This is a genomic window from Paenibacillus gallinarum (genome assembly GCF_014836635.1).
GTDB classification, from domain to species: Bacteria; Bacillota; Bacilli; order Paenibacillales; family Paenibacillaceae; genus Paenibacillus; species Paenibacillus gallinarum.
In genome coordinates this window covers 81,379-106,597 of sequence record NZ_JACSQL010000003.1, presented here as the reverse complement: position 1 = coordinate 106,597, position 25,219 = coordinate 81,379, and the positions used below count along the sequence as shown (strand labels likewise).

The window sequence follows — 25,219 nt, the reverse complement described above, 5'->3', positions numbered from 1 at the left end:
GGCAAACGTGATCTTTATATTACTTCCTCCATTTCCCACTTCACACGATACCGATGGAGTTGCCCTGGTGCTCCTTTAAAAAGAAGCTGTTTCTCTTGAATAAGTGAACGCAGGCGATACTCTAAAAAATCTTTGCGAAGAGAGTAACCTTCTCTTTTTCTTACTACTTCACTTACTACTTTAGAAGCAGGTACATACTGATCTGGATATAAAGAAGACTGTTCTATGATTACATTCCGCAGATCTTGATCCAGTGCATCTTCTGAACATAATTTTACATGGTCATTCTCCCATATCCGAAAAAGAGCAGGATCGTTTGAAATCTGCTCCCAGTCTAATACAAAAGCATTTATCTCTTCTTGTGTAAGTAAATTGAATTCATCCATTTTATGTAGAAACGGAGTATAATCAGAAGCTTTCAATTGTGCCAAATTCACGGGATTCGTATGAACATTACCTACAATGTTTGATTCCTTCTGGATCGGATTCACAAGCTTCATATTCATCTTTCGATCTCTAAGGAGCGAAAGTACAAACCTAATACCAATTTGATCGTGTGCATGATTCCCATGCCATAGAGTTACATTCGTCTCCTCTGACAGTGATTGAATCGTCTCTACTACTCTTCCCGTCTGATGATCTGGATTATAGGTATACAATGGCTCATAATTAGACAACCGAGCGGATAGCCAGCGAGTCCGTTGTTTTTCTCCTTCTTCTAGATGAAGCTGCTTTAGCGGTCCATAAGCAAACCAGTCATTAAATGAAATCACTTTATGGTTATGTCTTATCTCTGCCTTGTGAAGAGCCGCTTTCAAAATTCCTTGTTCTTCCATCCCAAACATGATATGTACATGCTGATTGGTCAAGGGCTGTCCACCTCTTTTTCAATTCATTTTGTCGGTTTGATATAAAAGCGATAGAGAGCAGTAGGTGCTCCTATAAAATCAAGTCTTCTCTTACCAATGAGTTCTCGGATTCGGTATTCAAAGAACATATCACTCGTTAACTCAGGATAATGATCCATTAACATTCCTGCGAAATATCCTGCTTTGATATAGTCTCCTTTCTTGTAGTCATCATCGATGGTATCTATACTGTTATAAATCTCATTAATTACGCTCATGATTCGTTCATCATAAGCATCGATCGGCAGAAACTGAAATTCGCCCTGCCGCCAAATCCGAAGTTTCTCTTCTCTTCTTGAAAACTGAAGCCATTCTTCTACATATTCTTTTTTCTCTTTATCTGATAGCAAATAAGGAATCCCATGCAGGATAAGTGACACTACTTTCTTAGAGTCCATCTGTCCGAATGCCACTACCCTTTCATCTTCTTCCCCTTCTGCAGATCTCTTTCCCTTATTATCTTGACTCTCTAACATATGAGACGAATCTACCGCATTGATCACTCTTACTTCTGCCTGTACGTCTCGTAGAATATATAGCATGAGTCTCAGAAAAATCTGCTCATGAGCCGTGTTTCCAATCCAGATTGTAATTACTTTATCAGCAGGAATTTGCTCCAGAACAGGCTGAATGGAAGAAATATAATTATGGCGGTGGAAAAGGAAATAATAGTGACCCAGCTCGTTTGTTAGCCACCTCATTCTTTCCATTTCCTCTTGACGTCCCACCAGATCCGAGAGAGGTCCAATAGAGAGATTATCCTCTATACTAAACACCACATAATTTCGAGGTACTCCTGCTTCAGATAAAGAAACTTTGAGCAGTCCTTCAGCTGACGAACTGGGTACAATATGAATATGTTCGGGAGCCCCTTCTTCCGAAAAAGAATGAATCTGCGATTTCACAAGTGCATCATTCCACTCACTGGTTATTTTCGCAGCAAGCATAGTACGATGGGTTCCGTCTTCATCTTGCTCTGTTTTACACGCTTGCAATACAAATTGTACAAATCGCTCCAGTTCATCCGGCTTCATTAACCCAACCTCATTTGCAAATTGATCTTTCACCCTACTCTCCCCTTTTGGCGCACAGTTCTAGATGGAACCTCTAATTGACATTACGCTATTTATCTATAATAGCTACGCTATGGACGCTTCTTTTTCCTTCTTCATAAGCAAAAAAGCTCATATATGATCAAATTACAGCAGGTTTCTTCCATATAAGCGATTTCTTTTCTGTAGAAAGTTCTGCTTCGAGACCCAGCGGGATTGCAATGTTTGGAGAACAATGTCCAATATCAAAACCTGTCAGCGCAGGCCGATCTGCTTTTTTCAAATAGTGAGTCAAAACTTCCTCACAAGTAAATGAAGATTTATTCGTATCCGGCACACACTCATGAAAATTCCCAACAATAATGCCTGAAGCCTCCGTCAGTTTTCCTGCTTGCAGTAATTGCCCCAGCATTCGGTCAATTCGGTATGGCTCTTCCCTAATCTCTTCGATGAGCAGAAGTTTATTTCGAGTATCTATTTCATAAGGTGTACCCAGACTGGATACGATGAGCGACAAGTTCCCGCCAACAACGACTCCGCTTGCTGTCCCCTCCACAATGGAAGTCAGTGTAGAAATCTCTTCGGTATACTCCATCACTATGGGCGAGAACAATTGTTGGAATCCCGCTAGCGTAAGAGGATGAAGCGGACTATCGTTTAAGGATGACAGCATCGGACCATGAAAAGTAATGAGTCCCGTATTCTTATATATCGCCTGATGTAAAAAGGTGATGTCACTGAACCCCCAGAAAATTTTAGGGTTAAGCTTAATGCTATCATAATCAAGTAAATCCGCAATTCGCGCTGTCCCATATCCTCCGCGTGCACAAATGATGGCCTTAATCTCCGGATTCTGAAACATATCGTTTAATTCCTTGGCCCTTTCCTCATCCGTTCCTGCTAAGTAACCATACTGACGAAATATACTTTGACCGATCTCCACTCTAAGACCCATTCCAGTAAAATATGCTGTGGCCCTTAGCATTTCCACTGGATCTGCATAACTGGCTAGTGCGGTAATTCCTATCAGATCTCCCGGACTAAGTTTCGCTGGATAGACAATATCCATATTCCTCATCCTCTCGCAACCTTGACTTTCCTTCTTTTCCAGTTCTTAATAGAAAATACAGGAGGCTTCTACATGACACTTTGGCGCAATATCAAAGCAGAGATTACAAGCTGGCCTCGTAATATCCAGCTTTTTTTCCTTGCCAATATACTTTATCAGATGGGTGGTGGGATGTTTTCCGTTCTGTATAATCTGTACATTCAAGATCTCGGATTTGATGTCTCGATGAACGGCAGGGTTATTAGTATTCAGTCTATTGCTACTGCACTCCTATTTATTCCCATCGGACTGATGGGAGACAAGATGAGCCGTAAACCTATTCTCGTTATAGGGGCGTTGTGTAGTGGAATGACGTTTATGGGACGCTCTTTTGTGGAAGGTGAAACCAGTATCCTCTTTCTTGCTGCTTCTTCTGGTATATTTGCTTCCTTCTTTCAAGTACTAGCTATTCCTTTCCTTGCAGCCAATGTAACGAAAAACAATAGACTAAGATTGTTCAGTATTCATGCCTCGCTTGTACTTGCAGCACAAGTCATCGGAAGTCTTGGCGGAGGCATTCTCGCGGATGTACTGAAATCAGCAGGAATGAGCAGTGTATCAAGCCTACAGTATGTTCTTCTCATTGGCGGAATGGCTACTGTTTTAGGAACGTTACCTTTATTTTTTGTTAGAGAATCAGCTATACATAATAAACAGCTTGCCCTACTTCCTAAACAGCTTGATCTTGACTCCGCACAAATAGAAATACATAATCAAAAATCTTCTGCTTCCGATTGGAAATTCATCCGTCTGTTTTTCTTTACCCAACTGTTAATCGGAACAGGTTCAGGTCTTGTCGTCCCTTACTTAAACCTTTACTTTACCGACAGATTTGATATCAGCCTTAGTCTGATGAGTATCCTGATCTCGCTTGGGCAAATCATGACCATCGTATCGATGATGATTGGTCCTTCGCTCGCAAACAAAGTCGGACCGGTTAAAGCAGTCGTTATATTTCAAATTCTTTCTCTTCCGTTTCTTTTATTCACAGGATACACCTATTCACTTGTTATGGCGTCCGTGACTTTCCTGTTTAGACAAGCTTTAATGAATGCAGCAAATCCTATTTTTTCTTCCCTATTAATTGATCATGTGTCTGAAAAAAGGAGAGGTATTGCCAATTCTCTCATGCAGACCGCTTTTATGACAGGGTGGGCTACGATGGGTCCTGTTCAATCTTATCTTGTGACCACCTTCGGCAGCTATCAAGGATATGCTATTACTTTCACGATTACAGGTCTCCTCTATGTGACGGCTTCTGCTTTCTTCTATCTTATGTTACGTGATAAACGTAAATCGATACCGTATAAGGCTTCGTTAAACCAAGGTGCGGCTGAGTAAAATAAACGAAAACACCAGCATATAAAAAAGCAATGGCCAGGACTTCTACCTTTCGAGAAGCCTTGTCATTGCTTTTTCTTTTATCATTTACCGCTGAGGAAACTCAGTATTCATATAACGATAGGCGACTGCCAGCCGATCAGCAATGTGATTTACGACTTTTTTATCTCTCATATAACTCGTGTGACAGAATGGATTCCAAGAAGTCAGTAAGTTTCCGACATTAATACTTACATCGGCTTTAACAGCCTTCTCATAAGCGGGATCAATCTCACGTAGAGGATAACCTAATATATCATCTTTGTCATAAAAGTTAACCCATTCTCCTTCAAGGCCAGGATATAAATCTTTTCCTTCTAATGCAGGAATCCGAATCGGTTTACTAAAATCACGATAGCGAAGGCTCCAGAGAGGCAATGTAGTCCCGAGTGAATAAAAATGAGTCAGTGTTTCCCCCCGCTCCAACGGAGAAGAGGTATCAATAACTCCTGGAGAGTGTCTTGAAATAAACTGCAGATCATAGAAAAAATTACTAGCAATCACGGTGCCTAAACTATGGGAAACAACGAAAAGGGGAGCCGTATTACCTATACGCTGGGATAAACAGTGGAGTGCATTACTTATGGATTGATGGACCGCATCGTAATTATGTCCGTTCGTATCTACAGGTTGATAAGCAACAGCATCGGCTAGATAATACAGTAAGTATCGTCTAAGCTTTTTGTATCGCAGTTTTTTATTTACAACCAGGTCACGATAAATCCGATCCTCATGATCACCGAAAACATCTCCCCAGTACACAGGTTCAATATCAATGTAAGGTTTGGAAGAAGATACATTCATCATACCGGCAAAGGCATGATCTAGTTTTTTTATGAACTTGAATGCAAACTCCTTATTCTGGAGGCCGAGACCATGAATAACGATAACCCCAATCTTTTGCATCTCGCTTCACTCCTTCCCATCTTTAAAATATAAAGATAAGGCTAATGACTTGATAGCATAGCAGATGTACTGGGTATTTACGGTTCCCCTCGATTATATACAATATGGATAAATAAGGTAAATGCCTCAAGTCCTTATTTTTCAAACTCATTTAGATGTTTAAAAGCGCAATCGTCCCTGTTACTGTCAGCGTACTCAGAAGTGTCGAAAAAAAGACCGTCTGAGATGAAAATTCCGGTTCATTGTCGAACTGAACAGCCAGAATCATGCTGCTGAGCGACGTCGGTACAGAGGATGATACGATAAGCGCTTTTGCAACCAGCCCATCGATACCAAGAAGCAGCACTGTGAGTGCCGCTAATAGAGGGCCCCCAATAAGTCTCATAGCGACGGAGATGGCTACACTCAGACTCCCCTTTTTTGCAAACGTCCATTTCATAGCTCCCAGCTGCACACCAAGTGTTAGAAGGGCCATCCCGATAAAGGCAGCATACAAATAATTAAGCGGGATTTGAATCGTACTTGGGAGCTCAACACCGAGTAAACGGAGTGAAAATGCGAGTGGGATCGCATAAATAACAGGTTGGCCGGCAATGGTTCGCCAGATTCTTTTTCTATTCACCTGATGTGCATTCACGCTGTAGATTCCATAGGTATTGGGTAAAAACGACTGCAGCATCAGGATAATCACCTGAACTCCGAGTGTTAAAGGATTACCCGAAAAAGCAAGCTCATTAATAGGGAGTCCATAGTTAGCACTATTGGCAAACAATACGCTGTTCCTCATCGCCGCCGGCATACCGCCTTCGAGTCTGAGGAGTTTAATAACAAGGGAACAAAGGACATATTGCATGAGCATAAACAGAACAAAAAAGCCCATTACTTGTCCAAACAATGACATCGAAATATCCGTTGTGTACAGGAGATTAAAAACAACGGCAGGTGATAAAATATAAAAATTGATATTTGATAGTGTCTTGATATCGAGTCCTCTCGTTCGCTGGACGATGAATCCAATCGTCATGACTAAAAAAAGAGGGATTACGTTATTAAGCAGGATCGAGAAAAACAAATTCATAACTGAAAAAACCTCCAGATGGAAGACCTAAGAATGGGGAAAGAAAGATAATAGTAAAATATGAAACGCAATCATTTTTTTAAGCGTATAGATTGGGTGATGGTTAAAAAGTGGTAACGAAAGGGTGTACACGATATGTTAAGGAAGCTTATTGATAAATTTCTTCGATCTACTGGCCGTAGTAAAGGGAAAAGGTATTATAGCAGCTCAGCAAAGAAATATTCTAGACGGTTCAGTAGCTCTCACCGCGCACCTAGATACCGCGGATCTTCCTCTGATCAAAAATATAAACATGGAAAACAAGGACATGGTTATTATAAGAGTAGAAAATATAGTTCAAGCTAAAAATCATCACACGCCCTCTATTAAAGAGGGATTTTTTTATGTGAAAATCATCGCTTCTAACGCTGTTATCAGTTCATCAGATCGATGAAACGGCTGTTCATTTTCAAGAAGACGCTCAATAATAAGTTTCACATCTGCACTAAGACGAAGTTCCTCCTGCCAGCTCTGCTCCGTATGAGGAGTATGAGGATTCATCTCCATTTCCATTTCCGCCACTTCATACGTGGAATAAAGCATAAATAACATAAAGTGACCGATATCATACAGATCCGCTTGTTCGTTTGCTACCTTTCCCGTACTGCTTCTACGCTGAGCGGAAAGCCTCGCAAAAAAAGAAGATTTAGGTAACAACGGAGCTGTTCCTATTTTACGTGCCAGACCAAAATCAATCAGCAGCAATCTTCCACCATGAAAAAGAACATTAGGAATACGTAGATCGAGATGGACGTAACCTTGTTTATGAACATATTTCACGAGATGAAGCAGCTGAAGTGTAATGAGAACCGTTTGTTTTTCATCATACTTTATTCCCTGTCCAAAGATCAGATCTTCCAGCGTATCCCCTTCCATATAGGACATGACAAGATAACTTCTTCCCTTCTCTTTAAAAAAATCGATAAAAGCGGGGATATCCGGATGCTGAAGCTCACTAATGATCTCTGCTTCTTGAAATAGAAGCTTCACTGCGTAGTCACCTTTGCTAGGTCTTGCTTGTTTCACGGCTACCTCTTTACCTGTTGTATAATCTAGACACTTATATGTAATCCCGTAACTTCCTTCACCAAGAATCTCTTGCACTTCGTAACGCTGTCCTAAGCAGGCCCCTTTCTCACGAGGATCGTCACGCCAAGCAGAAATGAAAGAATGAATGGTTGAATAAAGACGTAGCAATAAATTACCTCCTCAAGGTAAACTGGCTCTCTTAAAGAGAATTTCCTATCCATCATTATAGCATGCTTGTAAATGTATCCTTGACCTCTTATGTATAAACATTCTAAAATGGTACCACCTTCAATTATTATTTATAATACATAGAACGGGAGTGGCTTATTGGAACTCGATTTCGTTTTGCTACTAGTCGCATGTTCGATCCTCTTATCATTTTTATTCCACCGTATGGATATCAAAAGGAACACGAAGAAAGACATGAACAAAACGGTATTCGGTAGGATTTTCATTATTTCGATTGTTATCGTTGTTTCCGGTTTCATAGTAGGAGCATGGAATGGGCTTTATATTTCTGCAATTGGAGTTCACCTGCTCATTCCTTCGATTTCTGCGATATTAATGAATCTAATTCTGAAAAAATACTCGAAAAAGAAGTCATAAATAGGTTCTCAAACCTAAAAAAGCCGGCACGCAAACCTTATCTAAGGCATGCATGCTGGCTTTTTTAGAATAACGATAAAGTGTTTTCTCTTCTTGCAAAATCAACAAATTGAAATTTATCCAAACGATGCCTGGATTCTGAATATTGAAACAGCGTTGTATCTTCGAGATGGACATAGCCGCGAACGACTACGACATGTGTATCTTCACCAATATCCATATACTCGTGGTCCATGCTTGTCGCATGTTCAACCGAAATCACTTTTTTAGCATAGCTGATTTTAAGATTCAGTTCTTTTTCCAAATACTCATATATGGACTGCCCTGTAATATCCTTAGACAGATGAGGAACAATCGAAGCCAGTAAGAAATCAATATCCAGTATAATTCGTTCCCCGTCTATCTCCCTGGCTCGAACGACCCTCCATACTTTTGTATCCGCAGATACCTGAAGTTGCTTCGAAATAAACTCCCCAGCCTCAGTACATTCCGTAACATACACAAGGGTATTACTCAGCTTACCCATCCGTTCTGACATTTCTTTATAACTGACCAGCCCGCTCACTGGGAAATTATAACGATCTCTTTCGAGAACGAATGAGCCTTTTCCTTTAACTTTATGAATATAACCATTCTGAGCAAGTAAGTTTAAGCCTTTGCGCACCGTTTCTCGCGTAATTTCATAATGTTGTGCCAATTCATGTTCAGAGGGCAGCTTACTGCCTGGTGCAAGAATTCCTGAGTCGATCTTTTCCGCGAAATCTTTATACAGAGTTACAAAAATATTATTCATCATCATATCACCAATCGTATTGTATCACGTTTTTATGAAAATGATTACAACTCAGATGACGCATTACTTACTTTAGTCAAAGGTTACCTTGAGGAGCGGAGCGGACGATTCAATAATGCCGCTTGCTAATTCTTCAATAATTGGAGACGGCTCCTGTCCATCCGGAATAATAATCGGTGTAATAATAGGCAACCCGGCTTTTTCTATCGCTTCCTTATCGAACTCAAGTAATAATTGTCCCTCACTTACACTCATACCTGATTCGACATGTGTAGTAAATCCATTTCCTTTAAGTGAGACGGTATCAATTCCCACATGGATTAACACTTGGAACCCTTCCGTATCACTTAAGATCATCGCGTGTTTCGTCTTGGTCACATGTTCTACCGTTCCTTTAAATGGAGCGTAAACCTTACCTTCCGCTGGAATAATGGCAACCCCATCGCCCATCTGTTTCTGTGCAAAAGCAGGGTCAGGTACTTCAGATAACGGAACTACCTTACCACTGAGTGGAGCAGCAATCGTCATTTCGCTTCTTTTTTGTGTATTGGAGTTTACAGCATTCTGTTCAACATCCAATTTATTTTCAGCACGAACATCCATAGCTTCACCTGTTGCTGCTTGCTCATTGTCCACAACCACACCAGATGGAGCGTTTTCAGATTTCAGCTGTTCCCTCGGCATACGCAGTTTTCCATACAGCAGCGTCCCCGTAAAAGAAACCACAATAACGATTAACATACCAAGGAAGAAGATACCCCATTGATTAGGGAAGATCGAAAGAAATCCGGGAATACCGCCTACTCCGATCGAAGAAGCAAGTACATTATTCATGGCCAGTAGTACTCCGGCAATACCAGAACCGATCATACCGAAAATAAATGGGTAACGATAACGAATGTTAACTCCGAAGATTGCAGGTTCCGTTACACCAAGAAAAGCGGATACGGATGAAGTTACAGCAAGTCCTTTTGCTTTTTGATCTTTTAGAATAAACATCATCGCCAGGGCAGCTGCACCTTGAGCAATATTAGATAGAGCAAGCATCGGCCATAGGAATGTTCCACCTTGACTTCCAATCAGCTGAATATCTACAGCCAAAAACGTGTGATGGAACCCCGTAATAACAAGCAATGCATACAAACCACCATAGATTAATCCGCCAAGTGCAGAGAAAGAATCAAAAATACTAACCAGACCATTTGTAATTACATTTCCGATGGAAAATGTAACAGGACCAACGACTGTAAAGGCCAAGAAACCCGTTACCAGCAGGGCTACAGGTGCCACCACGAGTAGTTTAATCGAATCGCGTACTCTTTTATTCAAGAAACCTTCAATTTTAGCCAAAATATAAGCGGAAACAAGAACCGGAAGAACTTGCCCTTGATAACCGATTTTCTCCACTTCAAATCCAAATAGATTCCATACCGGAACCGTTCCTTCGAGTGTTGCATCTGCATAATTGTAGGCACTTAATAGTTCAGGATTAACCAAGATCAGACCCAGTACAATCCCTAGAAGCGGACTTCCGCCAAATTGTTTAACAGCTGACCAACCGATCAGTACGGGCAGGAATGAGAAAGCTGTACTTGCGATTAGATTAATGATCGAAGCTACGTCTGCCCACTGCGGATACACTTCAATGAGAGATTGTCCTTCATAAAAAATATCAGGACCAGCCAATATATTGTTTAACCCGAGAAGCAAACCTGCCATAACGATCGCTGGAAGGATCGGGATAAAAATATCCGCAAGCATTTTAATTGCACGCTGGAGCGGATTTTGTTTCTTACTAGCAAGTGTCTTCACATCATCTTTCGATGCTCTGGACCCGCCCGTAAGTTTCATCATTTCATCATAGACCTGATCTACGAGACCAGGACCGATGATTACTTGGAATTGACCTTGTGAAGAGAAGTGCCCTTTTACTAGGGCATTCTCTTCCAAAGCTTGCGCATCTACCTTGCTCTCATCTGCGAGTGCAAAGCGAAGTCTAGTCACACAGTGGGTAGCTGCTTCAATATTTTCTTTACCACCCACAGCTTGAACGATTCGTTCCACCTGTTTTTGATCTATTTTAGACATAGCGTTTGTTCTCCCTTATTTATTAGTAGAATCTCCAGCATTCGAAATTAACCACATATGGGATGCATAAGGTGATAATTCAACGCTTGATGTCAGCTTCTTATCGTCTGCCGTATTTGACAGGAGGAGTGTTGCATCCTTTTCCATAAGATGCTTCTCTACAAACGTTTCTGGCAATTCAAATTGAACCGTCTTGTCACTAAAATTCGAAATCACAACCAGTGTCTCTTCTTCATTCATTCTTGCGTAAGCGAAAACTTCAGGATGAGCATTGTCAAGACGAGTAAACGTGCCGTCTGTAATCACCTTAACTTCTTTACGGAGCTGAATAAGCTTGCGGTAATGATGATAGATAGAATCTGGCTCTTCTACTTGCTGTTTCGCATTGATTTCTTTATAACGTTCATCGATCTTAATCCAAGGCGTTCCGCTCGTGAATCCTGCCTGATCGCTGTCATCCCATAGCATAGGAATCCGCGAATTATCCCGTGAGCGTACTTTTACAATATGGGATGCTTCCTCCGGCGTTTTACCGCGATCAATCAGAATTTGATACATATTAAGCGACTCAATATCCCGGAATTCCGAAATATCATTCCATACCGGATCTGGCATTCCGATCTCTTCTCCCTGATAAATGTACGGTGTACCCTGCATACCATGGAGAGTTGTCGCTAACATTTTAGCGCTCTCGTTCCGGTATTCACCATCATTCGTAAATCGAGTAAGAGCTCTCGGCTGATCATGGTTGTTCCAGAATAATGCATTCCATCCGCCGCCTTGCTGCATACCGATTTGCCAATGCGAGAATACACTTTTTAATTCTTCAAAGTCGTACGGCTTCAGTTCCCATTTCTGACCATTCGGATAATCAACTTTCAAATGATGAAAATTAAATGTCATCGAGAACTCATTCTCTTCTGGATTCGAATATCGAATACACTGTTCGAGTGTTGTCGAAGACATCTCTCCGACCGTTACAATATTATAAGGCCTAAATACCTTCTCATTCAGTTCCTTAATGTACTCGTGTACTCGTGGACCATCTGTATAAAATTTGCGTCCATCTCCCGGAGCCACAGAACCATCGTCATCAGGGAAGCGTTGGTCTTTGGATATCAGATTAATGACATCCATTCTGAAACCGCTTACCCCTTTCTCAGCCCAGAACGTCAATATGTCAATGACTTCCTGTCTTACTTTTTCATTCTCCCAGTTTAGGTCAGCTTGCGTCTTGTCAAATAGAGTCAAGTAATACTGCTTCGTACCTTCATCATATTGCCATGCAGGTCCGCCAAATTTAGATTGCCAGTTGTTAGGTGGTCCACCATTTGGTGCTGGGTCTTTCCATATATAGTAATCTCGGTAAGGATTATCACGTGAGGAACGTGCTTCCTTAAACCACTGATGTTCAGTTGAGGAATGATTAACAACGATATCGATCATGAGATGCATATCTCTTTTTTTCATTTCGCGAATTAACTCGTCCATATCTTCCATCGTACCAAAAGCAGGGTCAATACTGTAATAATCTGCAACATCGTAACCGTTATCATTTTGCGGCGATACATACACAGGTTGCAGCCAAACCATATCAATTCCAAGACCTTTAATATAATCTAACTTCTTAATTAAACCTCGAATATCTCCTGTTCCCTTACCGGTAGTATCACAAAAGCTCTTCGGATATACCTGATAAATGGCCCCGGTCTTCCACCATTCAGAAGAAGTGTTCTTATTTAGTACATTCACTTGAATAACTCCTCCTTATATTTAATTTTAAACTTGTATATACAGGTTGTTATGGTTTCATAATAAACCTGTATATACATGTTGTCAATACACTTTTAAACGATATACCATGAATTTAAACAATAAAAGCCCAAGTATAAGCATCCTGATGGAAAGGAATCATCACTTTCGATTCTCTTTCTGATCATAAGGTACTTTATACTTGAGCTGTTTTTCATCCTCTATATATAGAAACTTAGTCTATGATTAAAATTCACCGAGTTCAACAATGACCGTAAGATTCTGCATTATTTTATAAAGCGTATTGGCACTTAACAAGCCTAGTATTAGCTTACTAATGTGGGAACTCTTAAATAAATTGAGCACCCAGTGACACCACGAAATTTCTTCTTTATTTAAAAAATGACTTCTGCACAGAAGAATATACTTACCAAATTGCTTCGATGTAGTCGATATCTGTTCTTCATTTGCTTTCTCTATTTCAGTCACTTGCAAAGATACTTGTTGGTTTAATTTTACCAATCGATCTTCTATCAATTTTTTAGCGCTTTCCTCATCCTTAAGCCAAATTGCATATACTTTAATCAGAAAATCATCTCGAACAATTTGATTGCTGGCCGGTTCCTTGATCCAAGATTCTAAAGTTATTCTTCCTTTTTCAGTTATCGAATATATTTTTTTGTTAGGCTTCCCGATTTGTTCGATATGTTCATAGGACAGTAAACCTTTCTGTTCCATTTTGGTGAGAAGAGGATAAATCTGGCTGTGTTTCGCTGGCCATAACATATCCAGACAAGAAGCCAATTCATATCCTGAGCTAGGCCTTTTACTTAATACGCTCAAAATCGCATAACCAAGAGTATTCATATTCCTCATTCCTTATATTAATTAAGTGGTAAAAATTTATCCAAGATCCCAGTTTATCTTGAACTACATTTTATTGTAACCTGTTTTTCATTAAAAAACCCTGCAACCATTTATGATTGCAGGGTTTTGTGAGCTTTAATATTTTCTTAAAAATGAAGGTGAGCTGTTAAAAAGCTCTTGACTAATTACACGATGACACTCGGTTTGAATTCTTTCTATCGTCTGCGTAGAATTAGCTAAGATACGAATCAAGATCCCTGTGACTGGCAATAGCGATAATCCAATATTATATTCTTTTGTATCTTCGTGTATTGCGTGATATAGCCGGTCAAGAAGTTCATTATCCGCTTGGTCTCCAATCAACATCATGGAACCTAGGTGCGTAAATCCTTCCATATAACCAAGAGAAGCAATATTTTGTGAAGAAGGATTTAATTTAATATGATCATATAAGGCTAACTCGTCATCAATATAGACCTCTGTCATTAATTGAAGCAGATCATAACTAAACTGGGCTCCTTCTGGAGACCACCCCGAAGTAATGATATCCGAATATAGAAAAGTAGAACCTTTCTCCATTCGCACCACTGTTTTTTGAACATACTTAGCATCCTGATAACCAATAAGCGGATCTGTAATATATTCAAGATAACTGCCCTTTTTAAGAATAAATTCGGTCTCCTGATAGGCAGGTGTATTCGGAGTTTTATATATTTTAGTAGCTGACTGCGTAGTTAATGTCATCCGAGCTTGTTCCGCCAGCGATACTTTCATCTGATAGCGGTCACCGTCTAGATATCCACCGCCTGGATTCAGAATGTAATAACATGGCTGTCCAGATTGATCATGATAAATCGGACGCATTACTTTGAAAGCACCTTGGAAATACACATTTTTTGCGACAGTTTTTCCGTGTCTTTCTTCCGCATCTAATCGCAGAATCCCTGTCCAGTCTTCCATTCTATTCTAATCCCTTTAAGAATGCATTGTTTTTAATCCAGTCAATTACTTCGTTAAGACCTTTATTATCCTTCAGGTTTGTGAACACGAATGGTTTGTTTCCGCGGAAAACCTTAGTATCGGATTCCATAACTTCAAGGCTTGCGCCAACATAAGGTGCCAAATCTGTTTTGTTAATAATGAACAAATCAGATTTAATCATCCCTTGTCCACCTTTACGCGGAATTTTTTCACCTTGTGCTACGTCGATGATGTAGATGGAGAAGTCAACCAGTTCAGGGCTGAATGTAGCGGCTAGGTTATCTCCACCGCTTTCTACGAAAATCAACTCAACATCAGGATGTTTTTCTTTCAGTTCATCAATGGCAGCGAAGTTCATAGAAGCATCTTCACGGATTGCCGTATGCGGACATCCACCTGTTTCAACACCGATAATACGATCAGCTGGAAGAACTCCATTTTGCATCAAAAATTTAGCATCTTCCTTGGTATAGATGTCGTTTGTTACGACCGCCATACTAATTTCGCCTTCCAGATGACGAGTCAATTTCTCAACTAGCATCGTTTTACCTGCTCCAACAGGTCCGCCAACTCCGATTTTAATAGGTTCCATTATTTAAACACTTCTTTCTTTGATAAGATTTATGACATAAAAATACGAATATTTACACGTTCATGCTTCATTTGTGATAACTCAAGACCCGGTGAAATAATCCCGAAATCATCTTCATCCATCAATAAAATTTTCTCCGTTGCCTCTATCAAATCACCTTGAAATTGCTGTATGACTTTTTGACCAGCAGTCTGGCCTAAAGGAATCGCACGCACAGCATTTTGAACAAGACTTGATAGAATCGAATACAAATAATATAAAATGGTTGTTGATTTAGAAACGCCGAGATGATGCCCGATCATCGTAAAGACGATAGCTGGGTGTCCGAAGCATTTCTTCGCTTTGATCTGCTCCCGATACTCATTAAGGACCGGCACTTCATACAATGACCCAACCAGATTCAACATACGATCGCCCATTTTTTTCGTGCCTTCTCTTGTCTCACGCGGCAAGTTTTGTACAGACAGCATTCGATCCATTTTCCATACAGCTTCCAAGTTTTCTTCCTGTAAAGCATCGTACACCATACGAGAAGCAAGCCCATCCGTATGGACAAGCTGCTCATATAAATACACATTCAACCATTCAGAGAAAGTTTCTTGGTTATGCACAAGATCTTCCTGAATATAACTTTCCAGACCGTAGGAATGACTGAACGCCCCTGTTGGAAAATTGGAATCACAGAGTTGAAATAAGGAAAGCGTGTTCTTATCCATGACTGTGGCCGATATGACGGAATGCTTGTTTTACTTTTCTTTCTTCCCGCTCATAAGGAATCTCCAGTTGATTCAATAATTCCTCAACAAGATAATCATACTGAACAAGCATCTCATCACCTTCAAATTGAGCGGGAAGATGGCGATTTCCTAATTGATGGGCAATGGTCCCCATTTCATTTAGGCTGCGCGGACGAATGACGATGAGATCATCGGAAGTAACATCAATCATAATAATGTTTTTATCATCCATATAAAGAATATCACCAGCGATCAGGTCACGTTGTTCTTTCAAGCGAATGCCAATTTCTTTACCGTGATCTGTTTTGACACGTTGGATTCGTTTTACGAGATCAGAGCTGTCAAGATACACCTTCTCAATATGGTGTTTCTCTATTTCTTCTTTGGATAGGTTTTCTATATTCGTTACAATTTTTTCAATAATCAATGTTTTCTCACCTCAGAATAAGAAATAGCGCTGGCCCATCGACACACGGTCAACAGGTTCACATGTAATTAATTCTCCATTTACTCTTACCTCGTACGTTTGCGGGTCAACCGTAATCTCTGGCGTTTCGGAATTCAGCTTCATATCTTTCTTCGTTAAATTCCGGATGCCGTGTACAGGCAGAATAATTTTTTCCAGTCCTAATTTTTCATGAACCTTCAAATCGTAAGCAGATTGTGAAATAAAGGTTGCAGATGTACTGGAAAGTGCTTTTCCATACTGTGCATACATCGGACGATAAATGACCGGCTGCGGTGTAGGAATCGAAGCATTTGCGTCACCCATCAAACTTTGAACAACCATACCATTTTTGATGATCATCTCCGGTTTTACACCAAAGAAGGCTGGAGACCAAATAACAAGATCCGCCATTTTCCCTACTTCAATAGAACCTACATACTCTGATATACCATGGGTAATCGCAGGGTTAATGGTATATTTAGCAACAAATCGTTTTGCACGGTTATTGTCCGACATGGCGCTGTCGCCTTGAAGCGAACCCCGTTGTTTTTTCATTTTATCAGCCGTCTGCCATGTCCGAAGGATAACTTCGCCAATTCGGCCCATTGCTTGCGCATCCGAGCTAACCATACTGAATACACCCATGTCTTGCAAGATATCTTCAGCAGCAATCGTTTCACGGCGAATCCGGGAATCTGCAAAAGCAAGATCCTCAGGGATCGAAGGGTTCAAATGGTGACATACCATAAGCATATCTAGATGTTCGTCAATGGTATTAATTGTATAAGGTAATGTCGGATTCGTAGATGATGGTAGGACATTCATGTAGCTGGCCGACTTGATCAAATCGGGAGCATGACCTCCGCCTGCACCTTCCGTGTGATACATGTGAATAACGCGGTCTTTAATCGCTGCCATCGTGTTCTCCATGAATCCACCTTCGTTTAAGGTATCCGCATGAACAGCAACTTGGACATCATATTTATCTGCAACCGTCAGTGCGTTATCAAGCGCGGATGCAGTAGCACCCCAGTCCTCATGAACTTTCAGACCAATCGCTCCTGCGCGTACTTGTTCTGCTAGAGGCTCTTCCGCTGCAGCTTGTCCTTTACCAGTGAAACCAACATTGATAGGCATTCCCTCTGCTGCTTCGAGCATACGATGGATGTTCCATTCCCCAGGAGTGACCGTCGTTGCTTTTGAACCTGCAGCAGGTCCCGTTCCTCCACCAATCAGTGTAGTCAGACCAGATGATAATGCAGTTTCGATCTGTGCAGGGTTAATAAAGTGAACATGCGTGTCAATTCCCCCCGCTGTAACGATCATTCCTTCACCGGCAATAATCTCGGTAGAAGCTCCGATCACGATGTCTACATTATCCATGACTAATGGATTCCCTGCATTCCCGATCCCGGAAATTTTCCCGTCTCTGATCCCGATATCTGCTTTATAAATACCAGTGTAATCCAGAATAATTGCATTGGTAATGACAACGTCAGGGATTCCTTCTCCACGTGTTACAAGCGGATGCTGACCCATTCCATCACGAATCACTTTACCGCCGCCAAATACGACCTCGTCACCATACGAAGTATAATCTTTTTCAATCTGAATAATTAATTCCGTATCGGCCAGTCGGATCGAATCTCCTGTTGTTGGTCCATACATTTGAGAATATTGAGTTCTTGGCATACGAAAACTCATTATTTACACCCACTTTCCAATGATCCATCCGTTTTATTATTAAATCCGTACACTCGGCGTTCTCCGCCATAAGGAACCACTTCTACTATTTTTTCGTCCCCTGGTTCAAAACGAACAGCAGCACCTGCGGGAATGTTCAAGTGCATACCAAAACCTTCTTCACGATTGAACTCAAGTGCATCATTTACTTCAAAAAAATGAAAATGAGATCCAACTTGAACAGGACGGTCTCCTGTATTTTTTACTTTGATTTTGGAAGGTGTTTTATCAACGTTACAGATAATCTCTTCATCATTCAGAAAAATTTGGCCCGGTATCATCTCTGTATTCCTCCTATCAATTCGTACTTAGCGAATTGGACTGTGTATTGTTACCAATTTTGTGCCGTCAGGAAAAGTAGCTTCCACTTGAATATCGTGAATCATCTCTGGAATGCCTTCCATTACATCTTCACGCGACAAAATAGTTGCTCCAAACTCCATTAGTTCAGCAACTGTTTTCCCATCACGTGCACCTTCGAGTACTTCATAAGTGATGTAAGCGATGGCTTCCGGATGATTTAATTTGAGTCCCCGTTCTTTTCTTCGTTTGGCAAGATCCGCAGCAACAACAATTAATAGTTTGTCAATCTCACGCGGCAATAAATGCATAGTTCAGCCTCCACATATCCAACATTATTTTTAAAAAAGTTGTCGAAAACCCTGTAGGTTAGGACCTTATCAAAGAGAATATACCTCTCTTATTCAAGATTAAGATTGCTAACCTAGTATTCTTATTATATCATAATTTATATATACCACAAATTGCATATACTTATTATACACGAAATTCGACACAATATGGCAAATTTTTCACCACCCTTTCCCAGCTACTCACATAACAAGGTTAAAAGGAGACTACAATGCATTTAGATATTCAGAAGTCAGTTTATAAGGAAACGATTTCTCCGCTAATTTCTGCTGTTTTCAAAGGAGTATCCCAAGTTATATTTATTGAAAATGCATTTACAGGACTCCTTATTACCATTGCAATTATGTTTTCTTCTCTATCGCTTGGTATCATTGCCTTACTATCTTCTCTCATTGCTGTGTTGATTGGGAGACTCGGAGGAGCGAATCGAACGCTCATAAACCAAGGACTGCTCGGATATAACTCCGTGTTAGCAGGCATAGCCATATCTCTCAATCTACAAGGAGGTACTCGTTTTGTTATTGCGATGGCTGGAGCTGTCGTTGCCGCTCTATTTACTGTCGCGATGATGAAATTGATGGAGCATCTGAGCATACCTGTACTTACGTTTCCTTACATTATTATGACTTGGTTTCTACTGCTTGCTTCCTATCGTCTTGGTGTGTTCCGGTTGAATCCTAACCTTACTCCTCAGGATCTGTCTCATCTCAATCTCCATTTTGAGGGTACTATGAATTGGATAGAGGGAACGGTCTCCGGTGTTGGACAAGTTTTTTTCCAAGACACCTTTTGGTCAGGAATTTTGATTTTAATAGGGATATTTTGGGCTGGGTGGAAGCTTGGACTTTATGCTGTCCTTGGTTCCGTTGTTGCAATGTTAACCGCCTACTGGCTAGGGGCAGAAGTCTCGATGCTCAATTCAGGACTTTATGGATTTAATGCTGTATTAACGATGTTAGCTGTTGGGGTTGTTTTTGATGCAAAAAGCCGTTTCGCACCCATAACCGGTATTATTGCAGCTATTGTATCCGTACCTGTTACCGCAAGTGTAACCACTTGGATGATGCCGTACGGCCTTCCAACTCTGACGATGCCTTTTGTTCTATCCACATGGCTATTTCTTGCCGCAAGAAAAGCACTTCCTAACATTTAGTAATCGGGTATTCATAGTCTAATAGAACACCTCAATCATATCCCCTTAGAAGATCAGCATATAATGAGAGATTAGGAGAAACCTAACCTCTCTTCTGCTACCTGAGGGGATTTTTTGTATATCTAAGAGTTTCGTTCATATTTGATATACCCAATTATGGCCTAACCTCCCGCCCCCTGATATTTATTAACGCTTAGCATCCATAAACGGTAACCTAAGACATAACAAACCGGACCCATTAGAGGTACAAACCACATTGCCCAAGATGACAAAAGTGCTGTTCCTTTTGAAAGTAAAAATGCGGCCGGATAAAAATTGATGAATGCGAATGGAACCAAAAAAGTCAAAAGTACTTGTATGAACGTACCGAATACAGGAAGCGGGTAAGATATGAATTCTTTAAATTTAAAGAACAGGGTGAATAAGAAGCCCGTCCTGACCCATATAAAAGACATCGCTCCGATCACCGACATAAATCCCGCCTGAATCATAGCTCCACCGATAATGCACAGGAATAGATACATGAACTCATACCAGGACAAATATAAATTCAATTCATATAGCGCCCAGATCAGTACAGACCCTGAAATAGCTACATGAGCAAGATAACCTAAGTTAAATCCCCTACAAACTATATATAGATAAGGGTTTACTGGTTTAATAAGTATCGAGTCAAATGTTCCGTTCTTTACTTGATTCTCAAGGTCTCGCATTTGAACAAAAGAAAAGGAAGCTCCTAATGCATAAGTGAACAAACCAAGACTATATAAAAGTGCTATTTCTGGCCAAGTCCAACCAGCTAAAGTGTCGAATTTTCTAATAAACAGCCAGATGATAAGATAATCGCCTATGTAATTAATAATTTGTGCAATCACAGCCAGTATAAAATCTCCACGGTATTCCATTCTTTCTTTTGTTAGCAAAAAGACTAATTTCCCGAATAACCTCATTGTCATTTATATCAGCCTTTCTAACTTTATCCACCTTGAACAACTAATCGTTTGATCGCTTTATTCCATAACCAACATACAAGAAGAGTTAACCCTGCAATCCATGCAAGTCCGGTAATAAGGAAACTACCCATTTCTTGACCTGTGAGTGTTCCCAAATAGATTGCTGCGGGAAAATACCCCAGATACAAGAAAGGTAAAATCTTTGTAATGGGTAGCCATGATTCAGGAAAAAACCATAATGGTAAAAAGGAACCTGAAAAGATAGTGATGAGTCCTCCCATCATCCAATTCAATGCGAAATGATTCATTAACCAAAAGGCTAGTAAGGATATGAGGTAACCTAATAAAAACGAAATAGTAAGCGCCAAACCTAAAGCAAACAAAAATCCTAGAAAATGTATTGCAGAAGCCGGGGGAAGAAAACCAAAGAAAAACCAAGCAATGAATAAAGAGGGTATCGAAGTAAATATCAATTGATAAAATGAATTTCCTAGTCCCTCGGATAATAGATAAAGAGGATAGGAAATTGGCTTTATTAGTTCTGTGGCAATGGATCCTGATTTAAGGCTATTATCCACTTTTTCGCTAATTCCATTTAGCAATACGGCACTAAGAAGAGTATTTATTATGCTATATGTAATCATCTGCTCTACACCTATACCGTTAATCTCTCCATTGCCCAATACAGCCTTCCAAATTTCCGTCAAAATAAGAATCGCAACAAAATTCCCAAACAATCGTAACCACACTTCAGAACGATATGATAATTGATTCGAGAATGTTTTCATCCCAAACATGATATACGTTTTCAATAATACTCCTCCCATCTTGTCTAGTTCGCTTGCTCTTCCTCTAGCTTTTTATAAAGTTTCCGAATCACTGAATCTATGTCTACACTTTCGATAGAAGCATCTTCCACAGAATATTTGGCAGCTATCTGACTGACACAATCAAATACTGTCCTATCTTTTTGCTCAAATAAATACGCTTTTCTTAAACCTTCATCTTCAATTAACTTTAATTCAGGTAATTCAATTGATCCTGGCTCTTCCCTAAAATAGATAATCACCTTTCTTTGATCCCCTAACTTCTTTCGAAGGTTTTCAACAGACCCGTCGTACACCATGTTCCCTTTGCTTACAACAATCATTCTATGGCAAATTTCCTCAATATCTTTCATATCATGAGTAGTCAAAATAATAGAGACTTTCTTCTCCCGATTGATTGTTTTAAGAAATTGCCTAATCTGTTCTTTAGCAACTACATCAAGCCCAATCGTCGGTTCATCTAAAAATAAAATTTTGGGTTCATGTAACAAAGCCATGGCAATTTCAACTCTCATTCTCTGACCTAGACTTAATTGTCTAACTGGTTTTTCAATGAAAGAAGATAAAGATAAGAGCTCTGTGTAATAGTTTACATTTGCTTTATATGTAGATTCAGAAAGCTTATAAATGTGCTTATGTAGATCAAACGAATCTTGGACAGGTAAATCCCACCACAATTGACTTCTTTGTCCGAAAACAACACCAATATGTTGAGAGTTTTGTCTCCTTGCTTTATGAGGGGTAGATCCTAAAACTTTTAATTCCCCTGAAGTAGGGACCAATATTCCCGTCATCATCTTGATCATCGTCGATTTTCCCGCACCGTTTGGTCCTAAGTATCCGACAGCCTCACCTTCTTTAATAGAAAATGAGATATTACGAACAGCTACTTCTTCCACATACTTCCGAGTCACCAAACTCCTTAAAGAACCAAGTAATCCCGGGAACCTTTTGTATTGTCGATATACCTTTGTGATTCCGCTCACATGAATAACACTCATAAACAATACCTCTTTCATGTTATTTTCAATTAAAATATTCAATTAAAACAAAGTGAACCGGTTACTTTTTAGTTCCGGTTCACTTTATTTACATATCTACTCCCATACCTTCTGCTTCTGTTCAATCTGCTCAGGTTTCTTACCTTCTACGGCAAGCAAATACATCTTCATTCCCGTTGCTTTTTGTGCAGCCCATGTACGATAAGAAACTGCTGCTTCAACTCGTTCCTCTTCCGTAAGATAACCATCGGATACCAATTGTTTACCACGGCTTTCTGCTACTTCGGCCCAAATCGCGATTCTGTTCTCAAAATCGAGATCTCCTCTTGACGTTTTTTCATGCTGTTCATACTCTATTACATTCTTAAGCCCTTCCTCTTCAAAACAGGAAACCAACTGATCCGCTATTTCATTTGACATACCGCTGTCCTGCCTCCACTTCAAAAATGCGGAATAAAAGTGCAAAAATGCTTCCGGCGGTGCAGGAGACCATTCTATTTTTTCATGATTATAATCCAGAACAAGCAACGTACCGCCTGGTTTTACAGCACCGACCATTTGCTCTAGCGCTTTTTGTGGTTCCGACAGCCACTGCAGGACACGCGCGGCAGTAATGACATCATATGTATTTTCATAAGGCAAATTGTATATATCAGCTACTTCGAAATCTAGATTCGTCAGGTTAACTGAATGTTCTTTCGCTTCTTGTATCAAACGTTCGCTTACATCGATTCCGGTGACCTTCCCATCTGATCCTACCCTTTCAGCGATCCCTCGGGTAATAGCTCCGCTGGCACAACCTACATCAAGAACAGACATGCCCGCTTGCAGCAGTGCTGCAAGTCTTCGGTTTGATGCTTCTAGCGATCGCTGATTGACAATAACGGAAGTCCCTGCCGGCATTGAAGCCCGATTACGTGATATATGATTCATACTCATTCCTTCTTTCCATAAGTTATTCCTTATTGTAATGGAAATTAATTGCTTTTCATATAAAAATATAGAAAAAACCTTGAGATCCTTCTGTATGCACAGAATGTGAACTCAAGGTTCCTATTTACACTTACGATTGTATTTTGCTGAACTGTTCTAGCATGGCTTCGAGTGCTTCAAGTTCATCTTTTCCTTTTGCGGACAGGCGAAGACGGGTTCCAGGTATAATCGGTTGAAAGATCATCCCGAGCAAGCTTTTCACATCTATGATATGTTCGTGCTCATCTTTATCTACATAGGAGAGGACAATCTGAGATATAAATCGGGAAGCCAAGTTCGAGATTTGAATTAATTCAAACCGATCAATATTTGAATCAACTGTGAATTCATGAACTCTCACATTCGCCACTTCCTTTTCGAATCTACTTTATGTTATTGCTCACATGTTTTCGTAAATCTATTCTAATTCAAATTCACGAAATGGTAAATATTGCTTTTTATCCAATCATGTTAAGGTCGTCCGCATTAACCTTGTAAACTGGAAATGAATACATTATGGATGTGAATATTGTCAACGGGCTTGCCTAATGCAGCTGTCATCAGTACAAAAGCAACGTCTTGTTTTGGATACATCCAAACCATACATCCACCCATCCCATTATGACCATAAATTTCACGCTCTATAAATCCTTTATGACGGATTGGAGTCTTCCATACGAAACCATAATCAGAATCGACCTCTTCAATATGTAGCGTTTGAGGTGTGATCATTTGTTTGAAGGTGGCAGGCTTAATTAAGAAGTTACCTTCTTTGGTCTCCGTTTGTCTTAACATGGATTTAGCAAAAAGCAGCAAGTCGTCTGCTGTGCTGAATAGACCACCAAATGGAATCTTAGCTGCAACGAATGAATCCATATGACTTGCCATCGCTTCCGCTCCAGCTATAGGTGCCACTCTCGATTGATCCTGATGAATCCCGCCAAATCCAGTATCTTTCATTCCAAGCGGTTCAAAAATATGTTTATTCAGATATTCTTCATACGTTATGCCGCTTAGCCGTTCTATAATCTCAGCCAGCACGGTAAATGCCGCATTGTTATAGCTGACTTCCTGCCCGAGAGCAGACTCTAAGTGACTCTCCGCAAGTGCAGTATATAGATGAGGATGAAGTAAGCCATCCGGAGCATGTTTACCCTGAGCGCACTCCATCAAATAACGTTGATCGAGTCCACCTGTATGAGTAAGCAGATGCCATAACGCAAGCTTATCTTTCCCGTGTTCCGCAAAATCCGGTAGAATTTTGCTTACTAATTGTCCTGGATGAAGTAAGCCCTTCTCCCAGAGCTGCATAATGGCAAGTCCAATCATCGGCTTTGTTATAGAGAATACAGGAAATATCGTCTTACTGTTTATTTCTCTTCCATCTTCATAAGTGCCATAGGAGCGAAGATCCAGAATCTCATCGCGATTCGTAATGCCAAATACAGCGGAAGGCCATTTCTTATTGATTACATTTTGCTCTATAAAATGATAGATAGGATCGAATCCAGAAGATGAATAATTCACTAGCAAAACCCTCCAAGTCATATGTCTA

At 40.3% G+C, this 25,219-nt stretch carries 26 protein-coding genes; 3 read left to right on the top strand and 23 right to left on the bottom strand.

Going from position 1 to position 25,219, the window contains the following annotated elements:
* Positions 1-14: 14 nt before the first annotated feature.
* The 3 genes from H9647_RS09645 to H9647_RS09635 form a co-directional block, all read right to left on the bottom strand.
* Complete coding sequence (locus tag H9647_RS09645; RefSeq protein WP_191799564.1) at positions 15-869, bottom strand: DUF1835 domain-containing protein; 855 nt, start codon at positions 867-869, stop codon at positions 15-17.
* 23 nt (positions 870-892) lie between these two features.
* Positions 893-1,975: a DUF1835 domain-containing protein gene (locus tag H9647_RS09640; protein ID WP_191799563.1), complete on the bottom strand. Its 1,083-nt coding sequence runs from the start codon at positions 1,973-1,975 to the stop codon at positions 893-895.
* A gap of 127 nt (positions 1,976-2,102) precedes the next feature.
* Positions 2,103-3,038, bottom strand: coding sequence for a S66 peptidase family protein (locus H9647_RS09635; RefSeq protein WP_404822609.1), 936 nt, complete (start codon positions 3,036-3,038; stop codon positions 2,103-2,105).
* Between the two features lie 63 nt (positions 3,039-3,101).
* Here H9647_RS09635 and H9647_RS09630 point away from each other — a divergent pair, with 63 nt between their 5' ends.
* Complete coding sequence (locus tag H9647_RS09630; RefSeq protein ID WP_191799562.1) at positions 3,102-4,409, top strand: MFS transporter; 1,308 nt, start codon at positions 3,102-3,104, stop codon at positions 4,407-4,409.
* A gap of 87 nt (positions 4,410-4,496) precedes the next feature.
* On the opposite strand, the gene H9647_RS09625 is transcribed toward H9647_RS09630, so the two are convergent.
* From H9647_RS09625 to H9647_RS09615, 3 genes are all read right to left on the bottom strand, one after another.
* Positions 4,497-5,354 (bottom strand): chemotaxis protein, encoded by an 858-nt coding sequence (locus H9647_RS09625; RefSeq protein ID WP_191799561.1) that lies wholly within the window; start codon positions 5,352-5,354, stop codon positions 4,497-4,499.
* Positions 5,355-5,505: 151 nt separating this feature from the next.
* Positions 5,506-6,432, bottom strand: coding sequence for an AEC family transporter (locus H9647_RS09620; protein WP_191799560.1), 927 nt, complete (start codon positions 6,430-6,432; stop codon positions 5,506-5,508).
* A gap of 381 nt (positions 6,433-6,813) precedes the next feature.
* Positions 6,814-7,668 (bottom strand): serine/threonine protein kinase, encoded by an 855-nt coding sequence (locus tag H9647_RS09615; RefSeq protein WP_191799559.1) that lies wholly within the window; start codon positions 7,666-7,668, stop codon positions 6,814-6,816.
* A 159-nt stretch (positions 7,669-7,827) separates the two neighbouring features.
* Here H9647_RS09615 and H9647_RS09610 point away from each other — a divergent pair, with 159 nt between their 5' ends.
* Positions 7,828-8,106 (top strand): YesK family protein, encoded by a 279-nt coding sequence (locus H9647_RS09610; protein ID WP_191799558.1) that lies wholly within the window; start codon positions 7,828-7,830, stop codon positions 8,104-8,106.
* Between the two features lie 64 nt (positions 8,107-8,170).
* Here the strand turns inward: H9647_RS09610 and treR are convergent, their stop codons facing one another.
* The 11 genes from treR to H9647_RS09555 form a co-directional block, all read right to left on the bottom strand.
* A complete protein-coding gene (gene treR / locus H9647_RS09605; protein ID WP_191799825.1) occupies positions 8,171-8,902 on the bottom strand; it encodes a trehalose operon repressor in 732 nt (243 codons plus the stop codon).
* Positions 8,903-8,971: 69 nt separating this feature from the next.
* Positions 8,972-10,987, bottom strand: coding sequence for a PTS system trehalose-specific EIIBC component (treP, locus tag H9647_RS09600; RefSeq protein ID WP_191799557.1), 2,016 nt, complete (start codon positions 10,985-10,987; stop codon positions 8,972-8,974).
* 15 nt (positions 10,988-11,002) lie between these two features.
* Positions 11,003-12,739, bottom strand: a complete 1,737-nt coding sequence (gene treC, locus H9647_RS09595) for an alpha,alpha-phosphotrehalase (RefSeq protein WP_191799556.1) — start codon at positions 12,737-12,739, stop codon at positions 11,003-11,005.
* Between the two features lie 246 nt (positions 12,740-12,985).
* Complete coding sequence (locus tag H9647_RS09590) at positions 12,986-13,606, bottom strand: PadR family transcriptional regulator (RefSeq protein ID WP_191799555.1); 621 nt, start codon at positions 13,604-13,606, stop codon at positions 12,986-12,988.
* Between the two features lie 135 nt (positions 13,607-13,741).
* Positions 13,742-14,566, bottom strand: a complete 825-nt coding sequence (locus H9647_RS09585; protein ID WP_191799554.1) for an urease accessory protein UreD — start codon at positions 14,564-14,566, stop codon at positions 13,742-13,744.
* 1 nt (position 14,567) lies between these two features.
* Positions 14,568-15,179 (bottom strand): urease accessory protein UreG, encoded by a 612-nt coding sequence (gene ureG, locus H9647_RS09580; RefSeq protein ID WP_191799553.1) that lies wholly within the window; start codon positions 15,177-15,179, stop codon positions 14,568-14,570.
* Between the two features lie 29 nt (positions 15,180-15,208).
* Entirely contained in the window at positions 15,209-15,895 is a 687-nt protein-coding gene (locus tag H9647_RS09575) for an urease accessory protein UreF (protein WP_191799552.1), read from the bottom strand.
* Complete coding sequence (gene ureE, locus H9647_RS09570; protein ID WP_191799551.1) at positions 15,888-16,343, bottom strand: urease accessory protein UreE; 456 nt, start codon at positions 16,341-16,343, stop codon at positions 15,888-15,890. The genes H9647_RS09575 and ureE overlap by 8 nt, the downstream gene beginning before the upstream one ends.
* A 12-nt stretch (positions 16,344-16,355) precedes the next feature.
* Positions 16,356-18,068 carry an urease subunit alpha gene (ureC, locus tag H9647_RS09565; RefSeq protein ID WP_191799550.1) on the bottom strand — a complete coding sequence of 571 codons (1,713 nt, stop codon included), beginning with the start codon at positions 18,066-18,068 and terminating at the stop codon, positions 16,356-16,358.
* Positions 18,068-18,388 (bottom strand): urease subunit beta, encoded by a 321-nt coding sequence (locus H9647_RS09560; protein WP_191799549.1) that lies wholly within the window; start codon positions 18,386-18,388, stop codon positions 18,068-18,070. Before H9647_RS09560 ends, ureC begins: the two co-directional genes overlap by 1 nt.
* 27 nt (positions 18,389-18,415) lie before the next feature.
* On the bottom strand, positions 18,416-18,718 hold the full coding sequence (locus H9647_RS09555; protein WP_191799548.1) for an urease subunit gamma: 303 nt from the start codon (positions 18,716-18,718) through the stop codon (positions 18,416-18,418).
* 251 nt (positions 18,719-18,969) lie between these two features.
* Here H9647_RS09555 and H9647_RS09550 point away from each other — a divergent pair, with 251 nt between their 5' ends.
* Positions 18,970-19,911 (top strand): urea transporter, encoded by a 942-nt coding sequence (locus H9647_RS09550; RefSeq protein WP_191799547.1) that lies wholly within the window; start codon positions 18,970-18,972, stop codon positions 19,909-19,911.
* A gap of 161 nt (positions 19,912-20,072) precedes the next feature.
* Here H9647_RS09550 and H9647_RS09545 read toward each other — a convergent pair whose 3' ends face one another.
* The 6 genes from H9647_RS09545 to H9647_RS09520 all read right to left on the bottom strand — a co-directional run bounded on the left by H9647_RS09545 (position 20,073) and on the right by H9647_RS09520 (position 25,191).
* Entirely contained in the window at positions 20,073-20,867 is a 795-nt protein-coding gene (locus H9647_RS09545; protein ID WP_191799546.1) for an ABC transporter permease, read from the bottom strand.
* Positions 20,868-20,887: 20 nt separating this feature from the next.
* Complete coding sequence (locus H9647_RS09540; protein ID WP_191799545.1) at positions 20,888-21,676, bottom strand: ABC transporter permease; 789 nt, start codon at positions 21,674-21,676, stop codon at positions 20,888-20,890.
* A 20-nt stretch (positions 21,677-21,696) separates the two neighbouring features.
* Complete coding sequence (locus H9647_RS09535) at positions 21,697-22,590, bottom strand: ABC transporter ATP-binding protein (protein ID WP_318245286.1); 894 nt, start codon at positions 22,588-22,590, stop codon at positions 21,697-21,699.
* Positions 22,591-22,788: 198 nt separating this feature from the next.
* On the bottom strand, positions 22,789-23,625 hold the full coding sequence (locus H9647_RS09530; protein WP_191799544.1) for a class I SAM-dependent methyltransferase: 837 nt from the start codon (positions 23,623-23,625) through the stop codon (positions 22,789-22,791).
* 130 nt (positions 23,626-23,755) lie between these two features.
* Complete coding sequence (locus H9647_RS09525; RefSeq protein ID WP_191799543.1) at positions 23,756-24,025, bottom strand: HPr family phosphocarrier protein; 270 nt, start codon at positions 24,023-24,025, stop codon at positions 23,756-23,758.
* Between the two features lie 125 nt (positions 24,026-24,150).
* Positions 24,151-25,191 carry a serine hydrolase domain-containing protein gene (locus H9647_RS09520; protein ID WP_191799542.1) on the bottom strand — a complete coding sequence of 347 codons (1,041 nt, stop codon included), beginning with the start codon at positions 25,189-25,191 and terminating at the stop codon, positions 24,151-24,153.
* Between the last annotated feature and the right edge of the window lie 28 nt (positions 25,192-25,219).

Bases quoted from the DNA above. Each gene is read 5' to 3' on its own strand.
- H9647_RS09630 (WP_191799562.1), top strand. From the start codon at position 3,102: ATGACACTTTGGCGCAATATCAAAGCAGAGATTACAAGCTGGCCTCGT.
- H9647_RS09560 (WP_191799549.1), bottom strand. From the start codon at position 18,388: ATGATACCGGGCCAAATTTTTCTGAATGATGAAGAGATTATCTGTAAC.
- H9647_RS09555 (WP_191799548.1), bottom strand. From the start codon at position 18,718: ATGCATTTATTGCCGCGTGAGATTGACAAACTATTAATTGTTGTTGCT.
- H9647_RS09530 (WP_191799544.1), bottom strand. From the start codon at position 23,625: ATGAATCATATATCACGTAATCGGGCTTCAATGCCGGCAGGGACTTCC.
- H9647_RS09620 (WP_191799560.1), bottom strand. From the start codon at position 6,432: ATGAATTTGTTTTTCTCGATCCTGCTTAATAACGTAATCCCTCTTTTT.
- H9647_RS09575 (WP_191799552.1), bottom strand. From the start codon at position 15,895: ATGGATAAGAACACGCTTTCCTTATTTCAACTCTGTGATTCCAATTTT.
- treP (WP_191799557.1), bottom strand. From the start codon at position 10,987: ATGTCTAAAATAGATCAAAAACAGGTGGAACGAATCGTTCAAGCTGTG.
- ureG (WP_191799553.1), bottom strand. From the start codon at position 15,179: ATGGAACCTATTAAAATCGGAGTTGGCGGACCTGTTGGAGCAGGTAAA.
- ureC (WP_191799550.1), bottom strand. From the start codon at position 18,068: ATGAGTTTTCGTATGCCAAGAACTCAATATTCTCAAATGTATGGACCA.
- H9647_RS09590 (WP_191799555.1), bottom strand. From the start codon at position 13,606: ATGAATACTCTTGGTTATGCGATTTTGAGCGTATTAAGTAAAAGGCCT.
- H9647_RS09550 (WP_191799547.1), top strand. From the start codon at position 18,970: ATGCATTTAGATATTCAGAAGTCAGTTTATAAGGAAACGATTTCTCCG.
- H9647_RS09625 (WP_191799561.1), bottom strand. From the start codon at position 5,354: ATGCAAAAGATTGGGGTTATCGTTATTCATGGTCTCGGCCTCCAGAAT.
- treR (WP_191799825.1), bottom strand. From the start codon at position 8,902: ATGATGAATAATATTTTTGTAACTCTGTATAAAGATTTCGCGGAAAAG.
- H9647_RS09545 (WP_191799546.1), bottom strand. From the start codon at position 20,867: ATGACAATGAGGTTATTCGGGAAATTAGTCTTTTTGCTAACAAAAGAA.
- H9647_RS09585 (WP_191799554.1), bottom strand. From the start codon at position 14,566: ATGGAAGACTGGACAGGGATTCTGCGATTAGATGCGGAAGAAAGACAC.
- H9647_RS09635 (WP_404822609.1), bottom strand. From the start codon at position 3,038: ATGAGGAATATGGATATTGTCTATCCAGCGAAACTTAGTCCGGGAGAT.